We start from the raw sequence: 20,250 nt of genomic DNA, 5'->3' as shown, positions 1-20,250 counted from the left end.
CGTCAGGAAGCGCCGCTTGGCGCACGGCTCTGCACCGGCTCCGCACAGATCCGCCCGGGCGCGGCCGGCGGGTGCGGCCCGAGCCTGGAAAAGGGCGAAGCTTCTCGTGGCGGCGCAGCGGCGGGCGCGGGAGCTTCAGCGTCGAGCCGGCCCCGATCCGCCGGCGCAGGAGGTTTCCCCGATGCCGTTCTTCGCTCCACGATCCGCGGTCGAGCCCCCGCGCAACGCCGCCTTGTCACCGCTCTTCCTTGCGCTGCTGGCGCTCCTCGTGATGCTCGCCTCGGCCCAGGCGGCGCCGGGTGCAGAGCGGGGCGGCCTCAGGCTGCACGGGCCGGCCGGCACCGCGCCGGTCGAGGCCGTCCAGCTCGCGACCGACATCAGCGTCGATGTCAGCGGCCCGACCGCCCGGGCCACCGTCACCCAGGCCTTCCGCAACGTCACGGCGGACTGGGTCGAAGGCACCTACGTGTATCCCCTGCCGGAGGACGCGGCGGTCGACGGGATGAAGCTCGTCGTCGGCGCCCGCGTGATCGTCGCCGACATCCGCGAGCGGGCGGCGGCCAAGCGTGCCTACGAGGCCGCGAAGGCGGCCGGGCAGTCGGCGGCGCTCACCGCGCAGGAGCGGCCCAACATCTTCACCAACGCGGTCGCCAATATCGGCCCCGGCGAGACGGTGCTGGTCCAGATCACCTACCAGCAGACGATCCCCGTCTCCGGCGAGACCCGGATGCTGCGCCTGCCCCTGGTGGTCGCGCCCCGCTACAATCCGGCTCTCAGCGCGGTGGACGCGGTCTCCCTCGACGGCGTGGCCGAGGCGGCCCGCGACCCGGTGCCGGATCGCGCCCGGATCAGCCCACCGGTGCTCGACCCGGCCCTGTCCCAGCCGACCAACCCGGTCGCCGTCACGGTGCGGCTCCAGGCGGGCTTCGCGGTCGGCGCCGTGCTGAGCGCGACCCACGCGATCCGCGTGACCGAGACCGGCCCGGAGGCGCGGACCATTACGCTCGCTGACGGCGTCGTACCGGCCGACCGCGATCTCGAGTTGACTTGGACACCGGTCCCGAACCGGGTGCCTGATCTCGGATTGTTTCGCGAGACCGTGGCTGGCCGGACCTACCTGCTGGCCGCGGTGAACCCGCCGGCAATTGAGACCGACCCGGGCGCCCGGCCGGCGCGCGACGTCACCTTCGTCATCGACAATTCCGGCTCGATGTCGGGCGCCTCGATGCGGCAGGCCAAGGCCGGGCTGCTGGCCGGGCTCGGCCGCCTGACCGCACAGGACCGCTTCAACGTCATCCGCTTCGACGACACCTGGGACGCGCTGCATCCCGAGCCGGTCCCGGCCACGCCGGCGGCCCTGGCTGAGGCCGAGCGCTTCGTGGCCGCCCTTGAGGCCCGCGGCGGCACCGAGATGCTGGCGCCGCTCAAGGCGGCCCTGGCCGATCCCCATCCGGAGGACGGGCGCGTGCGCCAAGTCGTGTTCCTCACCGATGGCGCCGTCGGCGACGAGGAGCGGATCTTCGCGGCGATCCACGCCAATCTCGGGCGCACGCGCCTGTTCATGGTCGGCATCGGCTCGGCGCCCAACGGCCACCTGATGCGCCACGCCGCCGAGATCGGCCGCGGCAGCTTCACGGAGATCCGCGACCTCGCGCAGGTCGGCGACCGGACCCGCGCGCTCTACGAGAAGTTGGAATCCCCGGCCGTCACCGACCTCACCGCGACCTTCTCGGTCCCAGGCGTTGCGGTCACGCCGGGCGCGCTGCCCGACCTGTACCGCGGCGAGCCGCTGGTCTTCGCCGCGCTTCTGCCGGTGGCGTCGGAAGGAACCGTGACCGTTTCGGGCCGGGTGGGCGGCCGGACCTGGACCCGGACGCTCCCCCTCGCCGAGGCGGGCGCGGGCGCCGGCATTTCCAAGGTCTGGGCGCGCTCCCGGATCGGCGAGACCGAGACGGCGCGCATCACCGGGAGCCTCGGCGCCGACGCGGCCGACGCCACCATCCTGGCCCTCGCCCTGGAGCACGGCCTGACGACGCGGCTGACCAGCCTCGTGGCCATCGACGCCACCCCGCGCCGGGCGCCCGGCACGCCCCTCGTCGCCGCAGACCTGCCGCTGAACCTGCCCGCGGGCTGGGACTTCGCAAAAGTGTTCGGCACGGACCGGCCCGGCGTCGCGCCCGCCGACGACAGGGCAGCCCGGATCGTGCCGATCCGTGCCGACGGCGCAGCCATCGACCTGCCGCAGACCGGGGCCGGGATCCTGGCGCAGCTAGCCCTGAGCCTGCTCCTCGCCCTGCTGGGCCTCCTGCTGAGCATCGGCCTGCGGCGCAGCGGCCGGCCGGTCGGGGACGCGCGGTGAGCCGCGGCCCGGCAACCGGACTGGGGAGGGCCCTCGCGGCCCTCCTCACCCTCGCGGGAATCGTGCTGGCGGCGCAGGCCGCCTGGATCCCCGCCAAGGCCGCCCTGGCGCAGGTGCTGCTGGAGCGCGCCTTCGCCCGCACCCTGGCGGAAGGCCGGCCCGCCCGGCCCTGGCCCTGGGCCGACACCGAGCCGGTCGCCCGCCTCACGGTCGCCGGCCACAGCTTCGTGGTGCTGCGGGGCGGAAGCGGCCAGGCCCTGGCCTTCGGCCCCGGCCATCTGGACGGCACCCCGGAGGCCGGCGCGCCCGGCACCGCGATCTTCGCCGCCCACCGCGACACGCAATTCGCGGTGCTGGGGCAGCTCGGCCCCGGCGATCCCGTCACGGTGACCGGCCGCGACGGCCGGACCCGGCGCTTCCGCGTCACCGGCACGCGGGTAGCGCGCTGGGATGCCTCGGGCATCGATCCTCAGGCCCCCGGCCGGCACCTCGACCTCGTCACCTGCTGGCCCTTGGAGGCGCTCCAGTCCGGCCCGCTCCGGCTGATCGTAGAGACCGAGCTGGCTTCGGAGGCGGGGCGGTCCTGACGGGTCTGCGTGGACAGGCAGCTTGGCCGCGCTTGCGCAAATGTGCGGTTTCGTGCGGATCTGTGCGGGCCAAGCCCGTGCGAGCCGTGCCTGTGAGCGAGATCGAACTGTCCGAGGCGCAGAGCCGCGCCATTGCCCAGACCGTGCGCGAGGCGCTGGCCCGCCGGCGCATCTCCCGGCAGACGCTGGCCGAAGAGGCCCGGATCAGCCTCTCGACCCTGGAGAAGGCGCTGGCCGGCCGCCGGCCTTTCACCCTGGCGACCACGATCCGGCTTGAGGAGGCGTTGGGCCAATCCCTCCGGCAGCCGACGGGGCCGGCCTCGGCTCCGGACCTGCCGCGTCACGCCCCCGATGAACTCGGAGCCTACGCGCAGGAGGGCGTGTCCTGGCTGGAGGGCCGCTATCTCACCTTACGTCCGTCGTTCGAGACGGCGGGGGCGATTTTCGCCTACCGCACCGAGATTGCGTGGGATGCGGACAGCGCGCGCTTGGTGTTTCGCGAGGCTGAGCGGGTCGACGCCCCCTTCGCGCAGTCCGGCAGCGTCGCCGTCCCGAGCCAGTCGGGCATGATCTATCTCGTGACCAACTGGCACGGGCAGCATCGCCTCGCGGTGTTGTGCCGTCCCAATATTCGCGGTGCGATGTACGGGATTCTCACCACGCTCCACGCCGGCCGCGGCACGCAGCTCACGCCCGCTGCGGCACCGCTCGCCCTGCTGCCGGAGCGCCTCGCGGCTGACCTGGGTTACGGCCGCATTGCGCCGCATGAGCCGGCTTACGCGGCCTATCAAACGCATCTCGAACGGGTCCACACGGATGGCTACGCCACGTTCTTCACCGGTGCTCCCTAGGTCTCCCGCTTCCGCGCCGCCAGATTGTCTCACGGCGCCTTAGCATCGTCGGGGCGTGCCGGCGGCGATCGGGGCAATGTGGCCCCGGGCGCTTCCGTCTGGTGCCAAACCCGGCACGGCCGCGCTCACGCGCCGGCGGGGCAAGCGGGATGCGGTGTTCTCGGTCGAGGCGGGGTTCGGCGTCGGCCACGTCGGGCTCGACCCCGGGGCTGGCCGCCCTGTTGTCGACCAGCGCGGCCATCGCGAGCCTGCCCGGTGCGCGACCCCCTTGGCGTCAGCGACGATGCGAAAGGCTTGGCCGAGGATGCTTGGTTCGAGCGGTTTGTAAGCCGGCTTGGCCGCGCGCTGACCAGCGTCCCACTCGCGCACAAAGTGCCGAAAGTCGAAGTTTGCCGGTTGGCCCACTTCAAGCCCTCGATATCGCGAATCGCAATGCTTCAGTCGCTGACGACGGTGGGCCAAGGGCTCGCGCCGTGATGGCGTGGATCGAGCGGGGAGGCGCTCGCTGGTCGCAGAGACATCTATCAGCGTGCGGGGAGGGCGGTAAAACACTTTTCAAGCCGCAATCTGAGTGCGTGGCCGAGATCAGAACGGCTCGAGCGTCGCAAGAATCCGATCTAATAACGATCCGAGGGACGGTGTTGAAATCGATCGTCAGATATAAGCAGTCGCGCATTGTTATCGATTGTCGGAAAGATATTTTGGCACATCAATTTTGGCCAGTATTGTGCCCAGGAGCGTTCTTCATTAATTAAATTTTGCCCATTTCAATTTTTGATCGAAAATAATGCCGAGCGAATCCGCGAGTGCGCGATGTTACGGCGCGAATATGGTATTCGTGAGGAGAATAGATCTGGCGTCGCTGATTCGGCGTGACCGAGGGCTTAGCCATTCCCCACGACGAGCCATGTATCCTTCCGGAGTGCTTAAGCTTGCGGTCCGCAGGCTTCGGACTCGTACGCGAAGACGTCGTCATCCTGCTCGCCGACCTCGTCGAATCCGTGCGTCTCATGCGACAGCACGAATACGAGACTGTCAGTCGATGGATGAGCTTTGTTGAGGTTGTCTCGCATGAGATATTACCGCGATATGATGGAGTGCTCATAAAGAGTCTTGGCGACGGCCTTCTGCTGCGGTTCCAAGCCGTATCCAACGCGGCGTCCGCCGCGCAGGACATGCATCGGGCGGCCGCCCGTCTAAATGTCGGATTGCCCGAGGATCGACATTTTCACCTCCGTGCCGGCTTGAACGTGACCGCGGCTTGGAGTGACGGCAGAGACGTATACGGCACGGGCATTAATCTGGCGGCGCGGCTTGCGACGCTGGCTGGCCCAGGCGAAACTATCGCTGGCACCTCGGCGTATGAGGGGCTTGCCGCCGCGCTCGCTCAATTGGGCGGCCCCGGTGACACCATCGGAAACGCCGCCGCCCGAGATGAGCTGACGCACGGGGTGGATGCCTCTTGCGAGGATCTCGGCGACTGCTTCCTCAAGCATTTCGACAAGCCGGTCCGGGCCTATCGGATCGGGCCCGCTGCTCCGCGAACGACCATGCCTGCCCGGCGCGACTCCGAAGCGGCAATGGTACCGTCGATTGCGGTCATTCCCTTCCAGGCGAACAGCACGACAGCGGCTTATCTCGATGTCGGCACCCTGATCGCCGATGGTGTCATGTGTCGCCTTTCCAAAAACACGAACCTTAAGGTCATCTCACGACGGTCGACCGCTGTATTCCGGGATCGATCCGATGCCATGGAGGAGATTTCGGCCTGTCTAGAAGCGACCTATGTCCTCAGTGGCAGTTATGTCGCAAATCGCGGTAACATCCTGGTTACGGCAGAGCTGTCCAAGTCTCGCGGCCATCGGGTGCTGTGGGCTGATCGCTTCAGCGGACGGGTCGATGACCTCCTCCAGGCAGACAGTGAGCTCGCAGCTCTCATCGCCCAAGCTACGCATGGGTCGATCTTCGAAACGGAAATCGAACATATCCGGACCCAGCCCCTGCCGAGCCTGGAGAGCTACTCCTTGCTTCTTGGCAGCTCCACCATGATGCATCGCTCGAACAGGCAGGATTTCCTGCGGACTCGCCAACTCCTCGACGAACTGATCAACCGACACAACCGCATGGCCGCGCCGCACGCCCTGCTGGGCAATTGGTTCGTCCTGCGCGTCACGCGGGGGTGGTCCGAGAACCGTGATCAGGAAGCGGCCGAAGCCTTGAACTCGACGCACGCAGCACTCGACCGCAATCCCTCAGATGCCCTCGCCCTCGCGACAGAAGGTTTCGTCTACTGCCATCTGCTGAAAGACCTTGATGTTGCGCGGGCGCGTTGCGACGAGGCCATTGCTGTCAACCCAAGTCATGCTTTGGGCTGGCTCTACCGCGGGACGGTCCACGCCTTCCTCGGGAATGGCGAAACGGCGGTCGCGTCGACACGGCGCGCGCTGGAACTCTCGCCCCTCGATCCTCTCCGCTACTACTTCGAGTCGCTCGCTGCGACGGCCGAACTGTCGGCGCAGGATTATGAGAACGCGGAGCGGCTCGCGCGCTCATCCTTGATGCTCAACCGCATGCACCTGTCGACCTGGCGTGTGCTCACGATCGCGCTCGTGAACCAGGGCCGGATGAGCGAGGCCCGCGAGGCTCTTCGAAACGTCCGTCAGCTCGAGCCTGCGCTGACCGTCGACGGTTACTTGGCCAGGATGCCCAACGCGAACCTCAACACGGGCCGAGACTGGGCACGGTGCTTGGCAGCGGCTGGATTGCCGTCGGGGTGACGACCCAATCTGAGAGGGGGAAGCAATGGCACAGTTGGGCGGGGCAGGCGGTGCTGGTGGGGCAGGCGGTGCCGGAGGGGCAGGCGGTGCCGGTGGGGCAGGCGGTGCCGGCGGGGCAGGGGGAGCCGGCGGGGCAGGGGGAGCCGGCGGGGCAGGCGGCTCGGTGCTCGGCACGCTCGCCGATGCCTATGCCAATCCGATCATGGTGGATGCGCTGATCCTCGAACGCGAAGGGATTGTTACGAACAATCTCACGCTGCACGCGCCTGCACTCCCAGCGATCGACGCACCCAAGCAGCTTGAACGTTGGGAACCCTGGGTTCGTGCTTACATCGCGATTGGAGATCTGCTGCAAGGCATCGTCTTCCAAGACACGCCATCTGGCTTCAGGGTTTCTCGCGGCCCGGATCTGATCGCGCAGATCGATCGGCCGCAACGAGCGACTTTTGCCGCTCAGATCCCGCTGGTCCTCAGTTGGGCGGAACTGCGCAGCGAGCGTGCCACCGAGATCATGGCGCAGATTGATCCGCAGTACGCTTTTTGGTCCTCGGTCGTCTATCTGCATCCCGATCGCACCAAACGCACGTTCGAACTAATCAACATTGTCTTGCAGTTCTGCGTTTACGTGGAGATGCGGCTGAAACAAGCCTTGGCCTGCTGGCGTCCGATCGAATACAGCGCCCAGGTGCAGCCGATGATCACGACGCCGGGGCATGGGAGCTTCCCCAGCGGACACGCGACGCAGGCTCATGCAGTCGCCTATGTTCTCAAGGTGCTGCTCGGGCTCGAGCCGCAGTACACGCAGATCGTCGAGCAGCTTGATCGCCAAGCCGCGCGGATCGCCACGAACAGGGTCATCGCCGGCGTCCACTTCCCGGTCGACAACATGGCCGGACGGATGCTTGGTAAGGCGCTCGGCGAATACATCGTCGGTCGCTGCACCGGGCAGGTCGCTTTCCCAGGTCGTACATTCGTCGCGTCCGCAATCAACAGCGCTCCGACGACCGACTTCAACCCGTTCAATGCGGCCCAGACCGCGCTCGGGGCCCCGTTCTACGCACATGCGCCGGGCGGACCGATCCCGGTCTCACCGTTGATGAAGCATTTCTGGACGCGGGCGCACGACGAGTGGGTCGGACGCTATCCGTGAGCGGTCGAGGAGGCTGTGGCGATGCTCGACGTCGAATCCGATCCCTGGTCCGATCTGCCGAAATGCTTTGGGCCCTATCTCCGCTATGCGATCGCCACGAGATTCCGTGATTTCGCATTGCTTCACAGCCGGAAGCATAAACTCTTCCTGCTCGTTGCGTTCAAGCGGGCGGGATCGGCATCGGCCTTCGTGAAGGCGATGGGGCGGGACGCCTCAGTCGATGTCGAGCTCGGCCCGGACAGCGAGCAGCGCTGCTTCGCGACCGTGTTCACGGATTTGGAGGGGGTGACGGCGCCCCTGACTGCCGCGATATGGGACGCCTTCGTCGATCAGGTCGAGCTGTCGCTCCCGATCAAGCGCGCCGCCGTGACGAGACGTCAGCACAGGGTTCACCATCGCCATCACCGCGCGCCTCACACGCCACCCGGCCCTGTCCTCATCGGCCTGCTCGACGATGGTTGCCCCTTCGCGGCGGCCCGGTTCCTGAGAGGTCCAAACAGCACGCGCGTGCGGGGCATCTGGGATCAGAATCTGGGAAAATCGCCGATCTCGTTCCCGGACAACCAAGGCACCCTACGCCAATTCGGCATGATTCCGGCTGATTTTCTCTACGGCTTGGAATTCAGACGCGCGCCTCTGCCCCCCTCCGCGCCAACAGGGCTCGATCTCGACGCGTGGATCGCGCTCCATGCCGGGAGCGGGAGCCTTGATGAGGACGGCTGCTACGCGGACGCCGATTTTCGGCGTCTCTTGTCGCGCCAGTCGCACGGCGCGCACGTGATGGATGTTCTGGCCGGGATTATGCCGACCGCGTTGCGTGTCGGCCCCACCGGTCCTGGCACTGATAACAGGGATCCACCAAGCTGGCAGAACGGGACTGACCCGGCGTCCAGCGCGGACATCGTCTTTGTTCAGTTTTCTGACGATTGCATCAAGGACGCCACCGGCGTGTGGCTGAAAGCCTACATCTTCGACGGCATCCGGTACGTGCTGTCCTACGTCGACCCGGACCACACCGAGCACGTCATCATCAACATCAGCTACGGGATCACGACGGGCCCCCATAACGGCACGTCCGAACTTGAAAGAGCGCTTGCCGCGTTCGTGGCGGACTTCAACGGCACGCCAGGCAAACCGAGATTGGAGATCGTGCTCCCAGCGGGGAACAGCTACCTCAGCGATAGCCATGTCTGCCACGTCGGCGGACCCAAACCGGGCGACCTGTGTGAATGGGTCTGGCGCCTGTTACCCGACAACCCAGTCACGTGCTTTGCCGAGGTCTGGATGCCCGGCAGCGCGGCGCAGGCCGTCACCATCACGCTGACCGCGCCGAGCGGCGCGACCGCCTCCTCGGCCGCTGTCCCGCCGCCGGGTGCGCCAGCCGCGGCGTTCCAGGTCTCCTCGCCGATCACGCAAGGCACGGACACGCTCTGGCTGTTGGCGGTTCAGGCGACCCAAGACACCGCGGAACATGGCGACTGGCGCATCACCATCTCGGGTATCCCGCAAGGCGCTGAAATCCACGCCTACGCGGCCCGCAGCGACCCGAACATCGGCGTCCGCACCGGTGCCAAACGATCGTATTTCGTCGACGACGCGTGGCGCCTGGCCAGGTCCGCCGAGGCCGATCTGACCTATGTCGACGGCGCTTTCGATGACGCCGGCTCACTCATCCACCGCGACGGTACCCTGAACGGGATCGCCACCGCAGGCGACAGCAACGTGCATGTGGCGGGTGGTTACATCCTCGCGAATGGCCGCCGTGCTGCGTACTCATCGGCGGGACCTGCGCGCCCTGGCCCGCTCACGCTCCGCGCTGGTCCGGACTTCCTGCTGCCTACGGACGGTACGTTCGCGCTCAAGGGCCTGCGGGCCGGCGGCAATCGAACCGGCAGCGTCTTCCGCCTGATCGGGACCAGTACGGCGTCACCCCAGCTCGCCCGTCAACTCGCGAACCCTCCGCTTCCGGCACCAACCCAGGTGCCGACCACTCCGGGCGAGATCGCGAAGCGCGGCGGCGGGAATTTGAAACCGGCGTGACGGCGCGTCGCGCGCAGGCCGATGCGCGTTGCGACAAGAGCGCTTTCGCCGCGCGTTTCAGCGGTCGACACGGTGCTTCCTAACGAACAATTGTTCTGCGCCGCTTCCGCAGGAATAAATCCGTTTCTGGAAGAATATCTTATATTCAATGCTGCCGTAAAAACAGTATTTCACTGAATGTCACGCCTATGTCGTCGAGCTCACGCTCCGAAAAATGATACAGGCAACGGCGGGCACTTGAAACGCGCTTCTGCGTCTCGAGTAGCTTGACCAGGAACAGCAGCATCGCCAGCCTCCGCAGGGTGGATGCCAATGCGTTATCAGATTTCAGAAAATGCTGGTGTGAGCCGCCTCACATCACGTTGCTTTGGGCTCGCCGCATCTCGCATTGAAAAGGGATGCTTGTTTCGAGCCAAGAAGACGGTTCTGTGGGCTCGATGAATTCGGTCGCCCTGAGAGTCGAGCTTTCCCGAATGAGAGGTCCGATCGAAGGAGGGGCGGTCAGCTTCGAACCTCGCCATCACCCAACGCGATTTTCGCCAGGGCTGCACGGTCGCGGATTGTGCAGGCACCCGGAGCCAGCGCGATGAAGCCTTTGCGCTGCCAGACCGAGAGATGCCGGTTGATGCCCTCGCGGGACAGGCCGACCATGTGGCCTAGCTCGCGCTGCGTCGTGAGCACACGGACATCGTTGCGCTCCGTGTGTCCGGCGAGCGTAAGGAGCGTCTTCGCCAAGCGCTGCTCGGCGCAGACGAACGCGTAATCGGACAATTGCTGGCTTGTGCGCCGCAACCGCCCGCTCAAGATCCCCAGGAGTCTGACCGCGAGAATGGGGAAGTCGTTGAGGATCGGAAACAGGTCTCGCCGTTCGAGGAGAAGGAGGTAGCAATAGGTCGCCGCGATCGCATCAGCCGTTCGCAGCCCGTCATCAAGCATTGCGATCTCCCCAAAGACTTCGTTAGGACCAATGAGATTCATGATGAGCTCGGATCGGCCCTCCGGACAGCTCGTAGAGATCCGGACATAGCCACTGACAACTGCAAAGAGCCCATGGCTCTCATCGCCTCGGCTAAAGACACGCCGACCGCAGTTGAACGTGAGGGGCTGAGCGCGCACGCTGAGGCGCTCGATGACAGCCTGCGGCGCATCCCGGAACAACTCATGCCGCGACAGCGCGGTCCGCTTGTCAAAGACGGTAGCGCCTTTGCCGGACGACACGTGGCAGGCTCCCGCCTAACGGACAGCGTTGCGCAAGCTGCGCGCGGATCTGGCCGGCAGTCCGAAGGACGGTGCCGAAACAGAGGATGTCGACCGGCAGTCTCGTCTCGGCGCGCCCATGCTCGACCCCATACGTGCTGTACCGGCCGGGGTGCGACGGTACTTAGATGCCGCCGGGTGGCGAAAGGACAGTATAAACAGGGGGCGATACGGGACAAGTTTGCACTTCGCTCGCAAGCAAGTGCCTTCTGCCCACTGGCCCCTGGGGCATGCGGCAATGGATGAGCCGGGATGGAGCTTCCAAAGGTCGAGCGACGGATCTTTGCCGCCTTTCCAGATCCGTTTTTGTGTCCGTGTCTGCCCCGCGAGAGTGACGAAGGTCACACCCGCTCGGAGAGGAGAAATCGTAGGCTGCGGGCCCTTGAGGGTTTGTTCGACGCGAAATTGACGCGAGGCCGCAGATGCACGCATCCGCAAAACAGGCGTTCGTAGGATCTGCCAGCACGTTGGCCAGTTCTCAAGATCAGAAGCGGGCCCCATTTTACTGGGACGGCCTTGCGGACGAGCACCGACGCGCGTTCGACTCAGCGCCTGTAGCTGCCGCGCTGGAAGCGTTCGTTGACCATTTCGAGGAGGGCGTGGCGGTCGTCGACAGATTCGGCTGCGCCCTGTTCTTGAACCGGGAGGCCCAAGGCATTGTGCGAGGTCCTCACCTGCGCCTTGCAAACGGCCGACTCTGCGCCAGCGCGCCGAGCGGCAGCGTAGCGCTTCGCACGGTGATTGCCGACTGCGCGGCCAGCGGCCTTGGCGGGTCGCTTCGGCTCGGGGCTGATGAGGAGACGCTGCTGATCGCGGCGAGCGCGTTTCCGTCAGGGGCCGGCGCGGATGTTGATCGCATCGTGCTTCTGCGCCTGATCGATCCGATCAACGTTCGGCCTCCAACCAAAGCGGCGCTGCAGGCTCAGTTCGGTCTGACGGCCACTGAGGCTGCGTTCGCGCTTGAGATGCTGGCCGGAAACGACCTCGCGGCGAGCGCAGCGCGTCGCAGCATTACGCTCAACACGGCGCGGGTTCACTTGCGCCACATTTTCGAAAAAACGGATACACGTCGTCAAGCCGCTTTAATGCGTCTCCTCCTGCTCTGCCCCAAGCCGATTGTGGAACAGAGTGCGCCAGCCGCCTGCAGATAAGCCAAACCGGAATCCCGTTTAAGTCTTGCTCGGATGTGGTGTTCAACGGGTCGAATCGAAACGCGGCATTGTCCCGGCAGTCGTGAGTCCACTGAGACGGAAAACTCTATCTGGCTAAAACTACAATAAATCTTTGATCTTTGCTGGAAATAGAAATAAATATTGTTCCGATCGGCATCGACCGCAGGATCGGACATTCGACTTGGCGCCCATCTTTGCCATTCGAGGAGTCTCGCCGACTGCTCCGAAGCGCACGTCGGTCAAGGCCGGGCTGCGAGTCCACGTAAGCCACTTCAGGCCTCCGGCTTCGATCGAATAATCGCCCCCGCCGAGGGTCTTGCCTGTAATGGCCGAGCCATCGATGCTGCGCCGCATCGGATAGCCTGCGCCGGGAGCGATCCATGGAAACGATCGGCCGTGACCTGCGCGAGATGCAGCGCATCCCCCTCGCTGCATCACATGTCGCCGCATTGCGGGCGATCGGGGCCGAGAAGCATTACCCCGCCGGCGCCTTTCTCGTCCGTGCCGGTGATCCAGCCGATCGCTTCGTGTATGTCGAGGCCGGCGAGATCGAAGTCGTGAATCCCTTCACGGACGAGCGCCATCTGCCCTCCACCCTTGGTCCGACCCAGTTCATGGGCGAGATCTCGTTTCTGAACGGCGGCGTCTGGTCGATGCCCATGCGGGCGAGCGCGGATACGGTCGTCACCGAGGTGCCGCGCCCCGCGATGCTGCGACTGATGTCCGAGATCCCGGAGATGTCGGACATCATCATCACAGTCCTCGCCGCACGGCGGCGGCGGCAGCTCGACTCGCACGACGGCACGCTCGTGCTGATCGGTGAGGACGACGACCGCAGCGTACGGCGGATCGCCGAATTCGCGAGCCGCAACCGGCTTCCCTACAGGACCTATCCGCTGGGCAGCCCGGAGGCGGCGAGCGTCGCCACGGCCTGCTCGATCTCGGCGAGCCGACCGGCCGTCATCTTCGGCCGGGACGTGGTCGTGACCGAGCCGACGCCCGCCAAGGTCGCGCGGCTGCTCGGCCTCGACTACAACCTCGTCGACGACGAGGCCTTCGACGTCCTCATCGTAGGCGGCGGCCCGGCCGGGGTGGCAGCGGGCGTCTATGCGGGTGCGGAGGGACTGCGCGCGTTGGTCATCGAGGATGTGGCGATCGGCGGCCAGGCCGGCACATCGAGCCGGATCGAGAACTACATGGGGTTCCCGACCGGGATCTCGGGAGCTGACCTCGTTTGGCGCGGCGAGATCCAGGCGATGAAGTTCGGCACGCGCTTCGCGATGCCGCGGCGCGTGGCGAAGTTGGAACGGCTTGAGGACGGATCGTTCTGTGCGACGTTCGAAAACGGCCGGCGCGTCCGGGGACAGGCCGTCGTCGTCGCGACCGGCGTCCAGTACCGGAGATTGCCGATCGACCGCCTCGAAGCGTTCGAGGGCGCAGGCATCTACTACGCTGCAACGGAGATCGAGGCGCGCTACTGCCGGAATGTCGAGGCGATCGTCATCGGCGGTGGCAACTCGGCGGGCCAGGCCGCGATGTATCTCAGCCGCTCGGCGCGACACGTTCGCCTCTTGGTGCGCGGGCCATCGCTCGCGACCTCCATGTCGAGGTACCTGTCGAGCCGGCTGGAGGCAGACCCGGCGATCACCATCGAGTACGGGGCCGAAGTCACCGCCCTGCACGGCGACGACCATCTCGACGCGGTGACGATCCGCACCGTCGCCGACGGAACGACGCGCAGGATCTTGACCTGTGCCGTGTTCGTCATGGTGGGCGCCGCCCCCAACACCGGCTGGCTCTCGGGGCTCGTCGAGCTCGATGGCCACGGCTTTGTCCTGACCGGAGACGCGATCGGCGGGCGTTCGCCTTATGCGACGTCGCATCCGGGAATCTTCGCGGTCGGTGACGTGCGCGCCAACTCCGTCAAGCGGGTCGCAGCCTCGGTCGGCGAGGGATCGGTCGTCATCTCCAAGGTGTGGGAGCACGTTCGGACGTAGATCACGCCGCCCGGCACGCATCCGACCGGAGCGCCGGATCCCCCGACGACCGGGCTCTCACTCCTGCGCTTGCGGCCCGGCCGATCATAACGTTCGGCGCAGATCCTCGAAACGTCGACGTCGAGGTCGGCGACGACGTCAGGCGTCCCCTGTCGCAGAGGCGGCGAGGAAATCGACGAAGGCGCGGATGCGCAGTGAGCGGCGCGCGTGGCTGACATCCACCGCGTGGACATCCTCGGCCGCATCTCGATCATACGCCTCAAGCCGAGGATAAAGCGAAGCCGCGTTGCCCCGGTGTCCACATGGGGCCGAGCGCCACACCATGGTCGTAGCGCCGACCCGACCTAGTTCGGTGGCCGGGTCCCGAGACGCGACGGGGTAACCAGGGTCGGGAAGCAGCCCTCGATGTCTCTGACGAAGCGGATCGTGGGCCTGGTCGTGCTGGCGCTGATCCCCGCATTGGCTGTCCAGGGCTACAACGTGTACGCGCTTCGGGCCGCCCGCGCCGAGGCCGTCCGGAACGAGGCCATGCGCGGGGCCCGGGCGGTCGCCGCCGACCTGGGGCAATTCGGTCGCGGGGCGCGGCAGATTCTCGGCATCCTGGCCGGCATCTCCGAGATCCGCGGCAAGGACGCACGGGCCTGCACGGCGTATCTCGCGACGGTCGTCGGGAAGGTGCCCGGTTCGTTTTTCTTCGGCGTCGCCGAACCGGACGGCCGCATCCGGTGCAACACCATGGGGTCCCCGGTGGGAGCCTACACGGTCGCTGACCGGTCCTACTTCCAGGAGGCGATGCGCACCGGCGGCTTTGCCATCGGGGAGGTCGTGTCCGGCCGGGTCACCGGCCGGCCCACCATCCAGTTCGCCCAGGCCATTGCCGACGATGACGGCGACGGTCGGCCCGACGGCATCGTGATCACCAGCATCGACCTGTCCTATCTTGCGGCCCGGCAGTCCGATGCCGGGTTGCCGCCCGATGCCGCCATCACGGTCGCGGACCGGCAGGGCACGATCCTGGTCCGCCTGCCTGACCACGAGGCGTGGGCGGGCAGGCCGCTCCCTCCGGCCTTCTGGAAGGCCCTGACGGACCATAGGGGCCGGGTCGCCGACCTCATCGGTTTGCGGGGCAACCCGCGGATCACGGCGGTGGCCGGTGGCACGCCGGGGGATCTCGACACCATGACGGTGGCGGTGGGCCTGTTGCCCGCCACCGCCTTCGCCGACATCGATGCCGCGACCCACCGCGGGATCGTTCTGATCGGCCTCGGAGCGATCTTGGCGATCGGCGCCGCGCTCCTGGCCGGACGCGCCTTCATACGCCGGCCCGTTCAGCGCCTGCTGGGTGCGGCCGGCGCCTGGCGCGCCGGCGAGTTGGAGACACGGACCGGATTGTCCGGACGCGGCGAGTTCGGCCAGCTCGGCGAGGCGTTCGACGCCATGGCGGCATCGCTGCAGAGGCACCAGGGCGAGTTGCGCGAGGAGGTCGCCCGCAGCCGCGTCCTGCAGGAGCGGCAGACGATGATGCTGCACGAGTTGAACCACCGCGTCCGCAACACGCTTACCACCGTTCAATCCCTGGCCCGGCAGGCCCGCCGCGACGAGGACCGCGGCGAACGGCTTGAGGGGCGCATCCTCTCCCTGTCGAAGACCCACGACCTCCTCTCGCGCGACGACTGGGAGGGCGCCTCGCTGCGTACGGTGCTGGAGAACGAACTCTCCCCCTTCCGAGACGAGGAGGCACACCGCTTCGGCCTGCAGGGGACCGACATCGACCTGCCGCCGCGCTACGTCCTGGCCCTCGGGATGACGGTGCATGAGCTGACGACCAACGCGGCCAAGTACGGCGCGCTCTCGAACGAAACCGGCCGTATCGACGTCGCGTGGAAGGTCGTCGTCGGCGAGAGCGGCGCAAGGCGGCTCACCTTGGACTGGCGCGAGAGCGGTGGGCCGCCGGTGCGCGACCCGGTCCGGCGCGGGTTCGGCACACGCCTGATCACGGGCGGGGTCGGGCGGGAACTCGGCGGCAAGGTCAGCCTCGCGTTCGCCCCAGAGGGCCTGCGTTGCAGCCTCGACGTTCCCCTCGATGAGCCGGACCGGTTCACCTCGTTCGCGGACGTGCCCGAAAGCCGGCCGGTTCGCAGCGTCTGAAAGCCGGGCAACCGCTACCAAAAAAGGCGCTCGGGCCACCGTCTGTCACACGGGGGACGACGGGGTGCTCGAACTTCGGCTCCCCTTCGCCGCGTCGCGAGGGTCGCGGTCTCTGACCGGGATCCAGGCGCTCGGCGACGACGATCCGATCCTGATGGGCAAGCGCCTGACCGTCACATCAACGCGGCTGGCGTGGGACCGGATACGGTCGACCCGCTCCGCGTTCATGGCCGGAAAGCTTAATCCGCGCTGAACCGACCGGTTCAGGCTGCATCACGGACACGGCGGCATGCTCCGGCCATCGTCAACGGCGCCGACACGCGCGCAAGGAGCTTTCCCATGCCCATCATGCCCTGGATCCATGAGGCCCTCTATCTCGGCGGTTTCGCCGGACTGGTCATCGTAGCGCGGCAGGCGCTCGGACGGCGCGATCTCAGGCTGTCCGGCCTCCCTGGCCTCGAACGCCTGCGCCGTCCCTTCGCACTCGGCGCCACGTCCCGCGAGCGGCCTTGGTTCACATCGGCACGAACCAGCGGCAATACCGCCTTCGACGCGTGGCGCGACGGCGAGATCAGCCGGATCGAGGCGCAGCGCCAAGGACTCGAAACCCGTCTCAAGGATTTCGAGAGCTTCGTCGATAAGCTGAAGCGCGCCAAGGATCGGGCGACCTTCGAGCGCTTCGTGGCCGAACATCCCGCCGGATCAGGCGCGGTGGTCGACCGCGTCGGCATTGCCGATCATCCTGCTCACAAATCGGCTCCACCGTCCGAGCTGTCGCTCCCTTCGACGATCGGCTGATCGGTTGGTTGGCTGGCATCGAGCGATTCTGCGTCGACGCCCGCTCCAGCATCATGCGACGCCGCCCCGACGGATTCGGGTCCGCCCCTTCGGGGCGGCGAGCCTGTGCGCCGCTGTCAGGGCCGACAGGAGGGTCGCCTCGTCGACCGCGCTCAGGTCGCACCGCGTCGCGCCCATACGGCCCCAGCCGCCAGAGACCGGGCTGAACGCGTCGGGGACCTGTTCGCAGAAGAAATCCCGATGCTCCGGGTCGAACATCAGGTTGAGGTCCTGGCCCGCCTCGTCCAACGTCGCGAAGGTCTTGCGCGGCGTCCGGAAGGCGGTCCTGTGGAAGTGCAGGCCGGAGGTCACCGCCTCCAGCGTCGCGATGAGCGCCTTCACGCGTTCGATGTCGACGCCCATCGCTGCTCTCATCGTTTCGGTCGCCGAATGATCGGAGCGACCAACCATTGAGTCATCCGGCGCGACGCGATCTGTGTCGCTATGCCGTGCCACGTCGTCCGATCCGCGCCGCGTAGTTCGTGGGGGGGCGTCAGTCACCAAGATCATCGGTTCCTCCACGTATAGCCGAGCTGCAAGCGGCAATCGTGTGGAATGAGGCTACCAAGCTCGGACGTCCTGGCCGCCGAAGATGGTCGGCGTTGGCAGGTCGAAGATGAAGTAGGGATTGAGGCTCGGCGGCTTGCCGGCCGCGTCCAGCCGCCCCTGCTGCTCGGGGCTCAAGGCGACGTCCAGGGCAGCGATGTTCTGGTCCAGTTGCTCCGGACGGCTCGCGCCGACGAGAACCGACGAAACGCCGGGACGCCGCGCGACCCAGGCCAGAGCAACCTGCGCCATCGGACGTCCGAGTTCCGCCGCGACAGCGCGCAGCACGTCCACGACCGCGAAGTTGGCCTCCGTGAACAGCATGCCCCCGAACGGGTTGTCGCCGTTAAGCCGCCCGTCGCTGCCGCCCTGGCTCGCCGCGCCGGACCGGTCCGGGAGTGACCCCGCCGGTCCCGCCTGTGCGAGCTTCTCGCGCCCGTACTTCCCCGTCAGGAGACCCGCCGCCAGCGGGCTCCACGGGACCAGTCCCAGGCCGAGCGCCTTACCGGCGGGGAGGACGTCGAGCTCCACGCCGCGGTCGACCAGGGAGTAGCCGTATTGCAGGCCGACCGGCTCGGGCAGGCCGTGGGCGCGCGCCAGGGTGGCGATCTGCGCCGCGTACCACGCCGGGGCATTCGAGAACCCGTAATAGAGGATGTCCCCGCGAGCGACGGCATCGGTCAGGGCGCGCAGCACCACCTCGGGCGGGGTCGTCCGGTCCCAGACATGGGTCCAGTACATGTCGATCCAGTCGGTCCGCAGCCGCCGCAGCGAGCCCTCCAGGCCAGCGCGGATGTTGCGGGCGCTGTTGCCGCCCGCGAGCGGGGTGCCCTGAGCACGGGAGAAACCGCACTTGGTGGCGATGACCAGTCGGTCGCGCAGCCCGCGCTCCGCGACCATCGCGCCGAGCATCGTCTCGCTCTCGCCCCCGGAATAGACGTCCGCCGTATCGACGAAGTTGCCGCCGGCTTCGACGTAGCGGTCGAGGATCGCCGCCGAAGTCGCCGCGTCGCTGCCCCAGCGGCCCGCGCCGAAGGTCATGGTGCCGAGCGCGAGCGGGCTTACCGCCAAGCCAGAGCGTCCCAGGGTCCGATAGTGCGTCAGGTCCATCGCCGTACCTCTCTGGTGAGGATCGAGAGGTAATCCGCGACGCAGGCCGTGATTAGCCGTAAAGGTCGGTAAGGTCTTGTGAGCGTGGCTCAGGAATGCGGCGTGGTACCCTCGACGACCTGGCGGCCTTCGCGGCGGTGGCGCGGCATCGCAGCTTCACGCGGGCTGCGGCCGAGATGGGGGTGTCGGCTTCCGCCCTCAGCCACACCATGCGGGCGCTGGAGGAGCGGTACGGCGTGCGCCTTCTGGCCCGCACGACCCGAAGCGTCGCCCCGACCCCGGCCGGCGAGCGGCTTCTGCGGTCCCTCGGCCCGGCCCTCGACGAGGTTGCGAAGGGCCTTGACGCCCTGGCCGACTGGCGCGGGGAGCCCTCGGGCAGCTTGCGCCTGACGACGTTTCCCTACGCCGCCCGCACCATCCTCGAACCCCGGTTGCCGCAATTCCTGATCGACCACCCCGCCGTCTCGGTCGAGGTGGTGGTCGACGACCGGTTGACCGACATCGTTGCCGCCGGGTTCGATGCCGGCATCCGTTTCGGCGAAACCGTCGAGCGGGACATGGTCGCGGTCCGGGTTGGACCGGACCTGCGCACGGTGGTCGTCGGCACGCCCGATTATTTCGCCCGCTCTCCTCGCCCCGAGACGCCGGCCGACCTGGAGGCGCATCGCTGCGTGAACTATCGCCTCGTCGGCGGGGGCGGCCTGCTGCCCTGGGAGTTTGCCCGCGACGGGCGCGAGGTCCGTATCCGTGCGGCCGGTCAGCTGGTCGCCAACGATGGTCCCCTCGCGGCGGCCGCCGTGCGGGCCGGGGCCGGGCTCGGCTACATGCTGGAGGACGACGTGGCCGACGACCTCTCGGCCGGCCGGCTTATCCAGGTGCTGGACCCGTGGTGTCCGCCGTTCCCCGGATGCCACCTGTACTATCCCGACCGGCAGGTCACCCCGGCCCTCCGGAGCCTGATCGACGTCTTGCGCTGGCGGGAGCCGGCCGCACGGGGGCTCGTTGCGCCCCCGGATCGCCCCTGAGATCCAGCCCGCCTCAGGCGCCGCGCCAGCCGCGCGCAACCTCGCCGGCGAAATCGCGGTCGCTGCGCGACCGGTGACCGAGCAGGCCGGCGAAGCGCTCCAGCCACCGCAGAGAATCCTCGTCCCGACGGCGGTGTTCGTCAGAACCGTGCCGCGACACCGCCCATGATGGTGCGGGGTGCGCCCGGCGTGGCGTAGCGGTTCTGGAATGCACGATCGTAGTAGGTGGCGTCGAACAGGTTGTCGACGTTGAGGTAAATCCGCACCCCCGGCGTGATCCAATAGTAAGAGATTAGGTTGATCGTTGTGTAGTTCGGCAGCTTGTTAGACAGCACATAGCGGGGAAGATATCTCTCCTATCGAGAGGTGGGGCCTGGGGCGCCCGACCCAAACG

The 20,250-nt window shown here is 67.2% G+C and carries 15 protein-coding genes and 1 pseudogene; 11 read left to right on the top strand and 5 right to left on the bottom strand.

Annotation, left to right across the window (positions count from 1 at the left end):
* Positions 1 to 181: 181 nt before the first annotated feature.
* From OXS27_RS18400 to OXS27_RS18375, 6 genes are all read left to right on the top strand, one after another.
* Positions 182 to 2,359 (top strand): marine proteobacterial sortase target protein, encoded by a 2,178-nt coding sequence (locus tag OXS27_RS18400; RefSeq protein ID WP_267358124.1) that lies wholly within the window; start codon positions 182 to 184, stop codon positions 2,357 to 2,359.
* Entirely contained in the window at positions 2,356 to 2,946 is a 591-nt protein-coding gene (locus OXS27_RS18395) for a class GN sortase (RefSeq protein ID WP_267358122.1), read from the top strand. The genes OXS27_RS18400 and OXS27_RS18395 overlap by 4 nt, the downstream gene beginning before the upstream one ends.
* A 92-nt stretch (positions 2,947 to 3,038) precedes the next feature.
* Positions 3,039 to 3,797 (top strand): helix-turn-helix transcriptional regulator, encoded by a 759-nt coding sequence (locus OXS27_RS18390; protein WP_267358120.1) that lies wholly within the window; start codon positions 3,039 to 3,041, stop codon positions 3,795 to 3,797.
* A gap of 932 nt (positions 3,798 to 4,729) precedes the next feature.
* A complete protein-coding gene (locus tag OXS27_RS18385) occupies positions 4,730 to 6,574 on the top strand; it encodes a hypothetical protein (protein WP_267358118.1) in 1,845 nt (614 codons plus the stop codon).
* Positions 6,575 to 6,737: 163 nt separating this feature from the next.
* Complete coding sequence (locus OXS27_RS32675; protein WP_267358116.1) at positions 6,738 to 7,724, top strand: phosphatase PAP2 family protein; 987 nt, start codon at positions 6,738 to 6,740, stop codon at positions 7,722 to 7,724.
* 21 nt (positions 7,725 to 7,745) lie between these two features.
* Complete coding sequence (locus OXS27_RS18375; RefSeq protein WP_267358114.1) at positions 7,746 to 9,764, top strand: hypothetical protein; 2,019 nt, start codon at positions 7,746 to 7,748, stop codon at positions 9,762 to 9,764.
* Positions 9,765 to 9,909: 145 nt separating this feature from the next.
* Here OXS27_RS18375 and OXS27_RS18370 read toward each other — a convergent pair whose 3' ends face one another.
* Entirely contained in the window at positions 9,910 to 10,050 is a 141-nt protein-coding gene (locus OXS27_RS18370; RefSeq protein ID WP_267358112.1) for a hypothetical protein, read from the bottom strand.
* 215 nt (positions 10,051 to 10,265) lie between these two features.
* Complete coding sequence (locus tag OXS27_RS18365) at positions 10,266 to 10,982, bottom strand: Crp/Fnr family transcriptional regulator (RefSeq protein WP_267358110.1); 717 nt, start codon at positions 10,980 to 10,982, stop codon at positions 10,266 to 10,268.
* A 461-nt stretch (positions 10,983 to 11,443) separates the two neighbouring features.
* On the opposite strand from OXS27_RS18365, the gene OXS27_RS18360 reads away from it, so the two are divergent.
* From OXS27_RS18360 to OXS27_RS18345, 4 genes are all read left to right on the top strand, one after another.
* Positions 11,444 to 12,172: a helix-turn-helix transcriptional regulator gene (locus OXS27_RS18360; protein WP_267358108.1), complete on the top strand. Its 729-nt coding sequence runs from the start codon at positions 11,444 to 11,446 to the stop codon at positions 12,170 to 12,172.
* Between the two features lie 401 nt (positions 12,173 to 12,573).
* Complete coding sequence (locus OXS27_RS18355) at positions 12,574 to 14,190, top strand: cyclic nucleotide-binding domain-containing thioredoxin-disulfide reductase (protein WP_243921915.1); 1,617 nt, start codon at positions 12,574 to 12,576, stop codon at positions 14,188 to 14,190.
* Between the two features lie 405 nt (positions 14,191 to 14,595).
* A complete protein-coding gene (locus OXS27_RS18350; protein WP_267358106.1) occupies positions 14,596 to 16,338 on the top strand; it encodes an HWE histidine kinase domain-containing protein in 1,743 nt (580 codons plus the stop codon).
* A gap of 339 nt (positions 16,339 to 16,677) precedes the next feature.
* On the top strand, positions 16,678 to 17,136 hold the full coding sequence (locus tag OXS27_RS18345; protein WP_267358104.1) for a DUF2852 domain-containing protein: 459 nt from the start codon (positions 16,678 to 16,680) through the stop codon (positions 17,134 to 17,136).
* Between the two features lie 51 nt (positions 17,137 to 17,187).
* On the opposite strand, the gene OXS27_RS18340 is transcribed toward OXS27_RS18345, so the two are convergent.
* Together OXS27_RS18340 and OXS27_RS18335 are read right to left on the bottom strand one after the other, a co-directional pair.
* The gene (locus OXS27_RS18340; protein WP_267358102.1) at positions 17,188 to 17,538 is read right to left on the bottom strand and encodes an MmcQ/YjbR family DNA-binding protein; all 351 of its coding nucleotides are present in this window, start codon (positions 17,536 to 17,538) and stop codon (positions 17,188 to 17,190) included.
* 198 nt (positions 17,539 to 17,736) lie between these two features.
* Positions 17,737 to 18,831: an aldo/keto reductase gene (locus OXS27_RS18335; protein ID WP_267358100.1), complete on the bottom strand. Its 1,095-nt coding sequence runs from the start codon at positions 18,829 to 18,831 to the stop codon at positions 17,737 to 17,739.
* Between the two features lie 95 nt (positions 18,832 to 18,926).
* Between OXS27_RS18335 and OXS27_RS18330 the strand changes: the two genes are divergently transcribed.
* Complete coding sequence (locus tag OXS27_RS18330; RefSeq protein WP_243921927.1) at positions 18,927 to 19,856, top strand: LysR family transcriptional regulator; 930 nt, start codon at positions 18,927 to 18,929, stop codon at positions 19,854 to 19,856.
* A gap of 140 nt (positions 19,857 to 19,996) precedes the next feature.
* On the opposite strand, the pseudogene OXS27_RS18325 reads toward OXS27_RS18330, so the two are convergent.
* A pseudogene (locus OXS27_RS18325) lies at positions 19,997 to 20,176 on the bottom strand (hypothetical protein); the annotation flags it as partial.
* Positions 20,177 to 20,250: the final 74 nt, after the last annotated feature.

The sequence above is a fragment of the Methylobacterium sp. GC_Met_3 genome (assembly GCF_026540775.1).
Lineage (GTDB): Bacteria > Pseudomonadota > Alphaproteobacteria > Rhizobiales > Beijerinckiaceae > Methylobacterium.
Note: the sequence above shows the minus strand (reverse complement) of the source record. Positions and strands in the feature narration are given on the sequence as shown.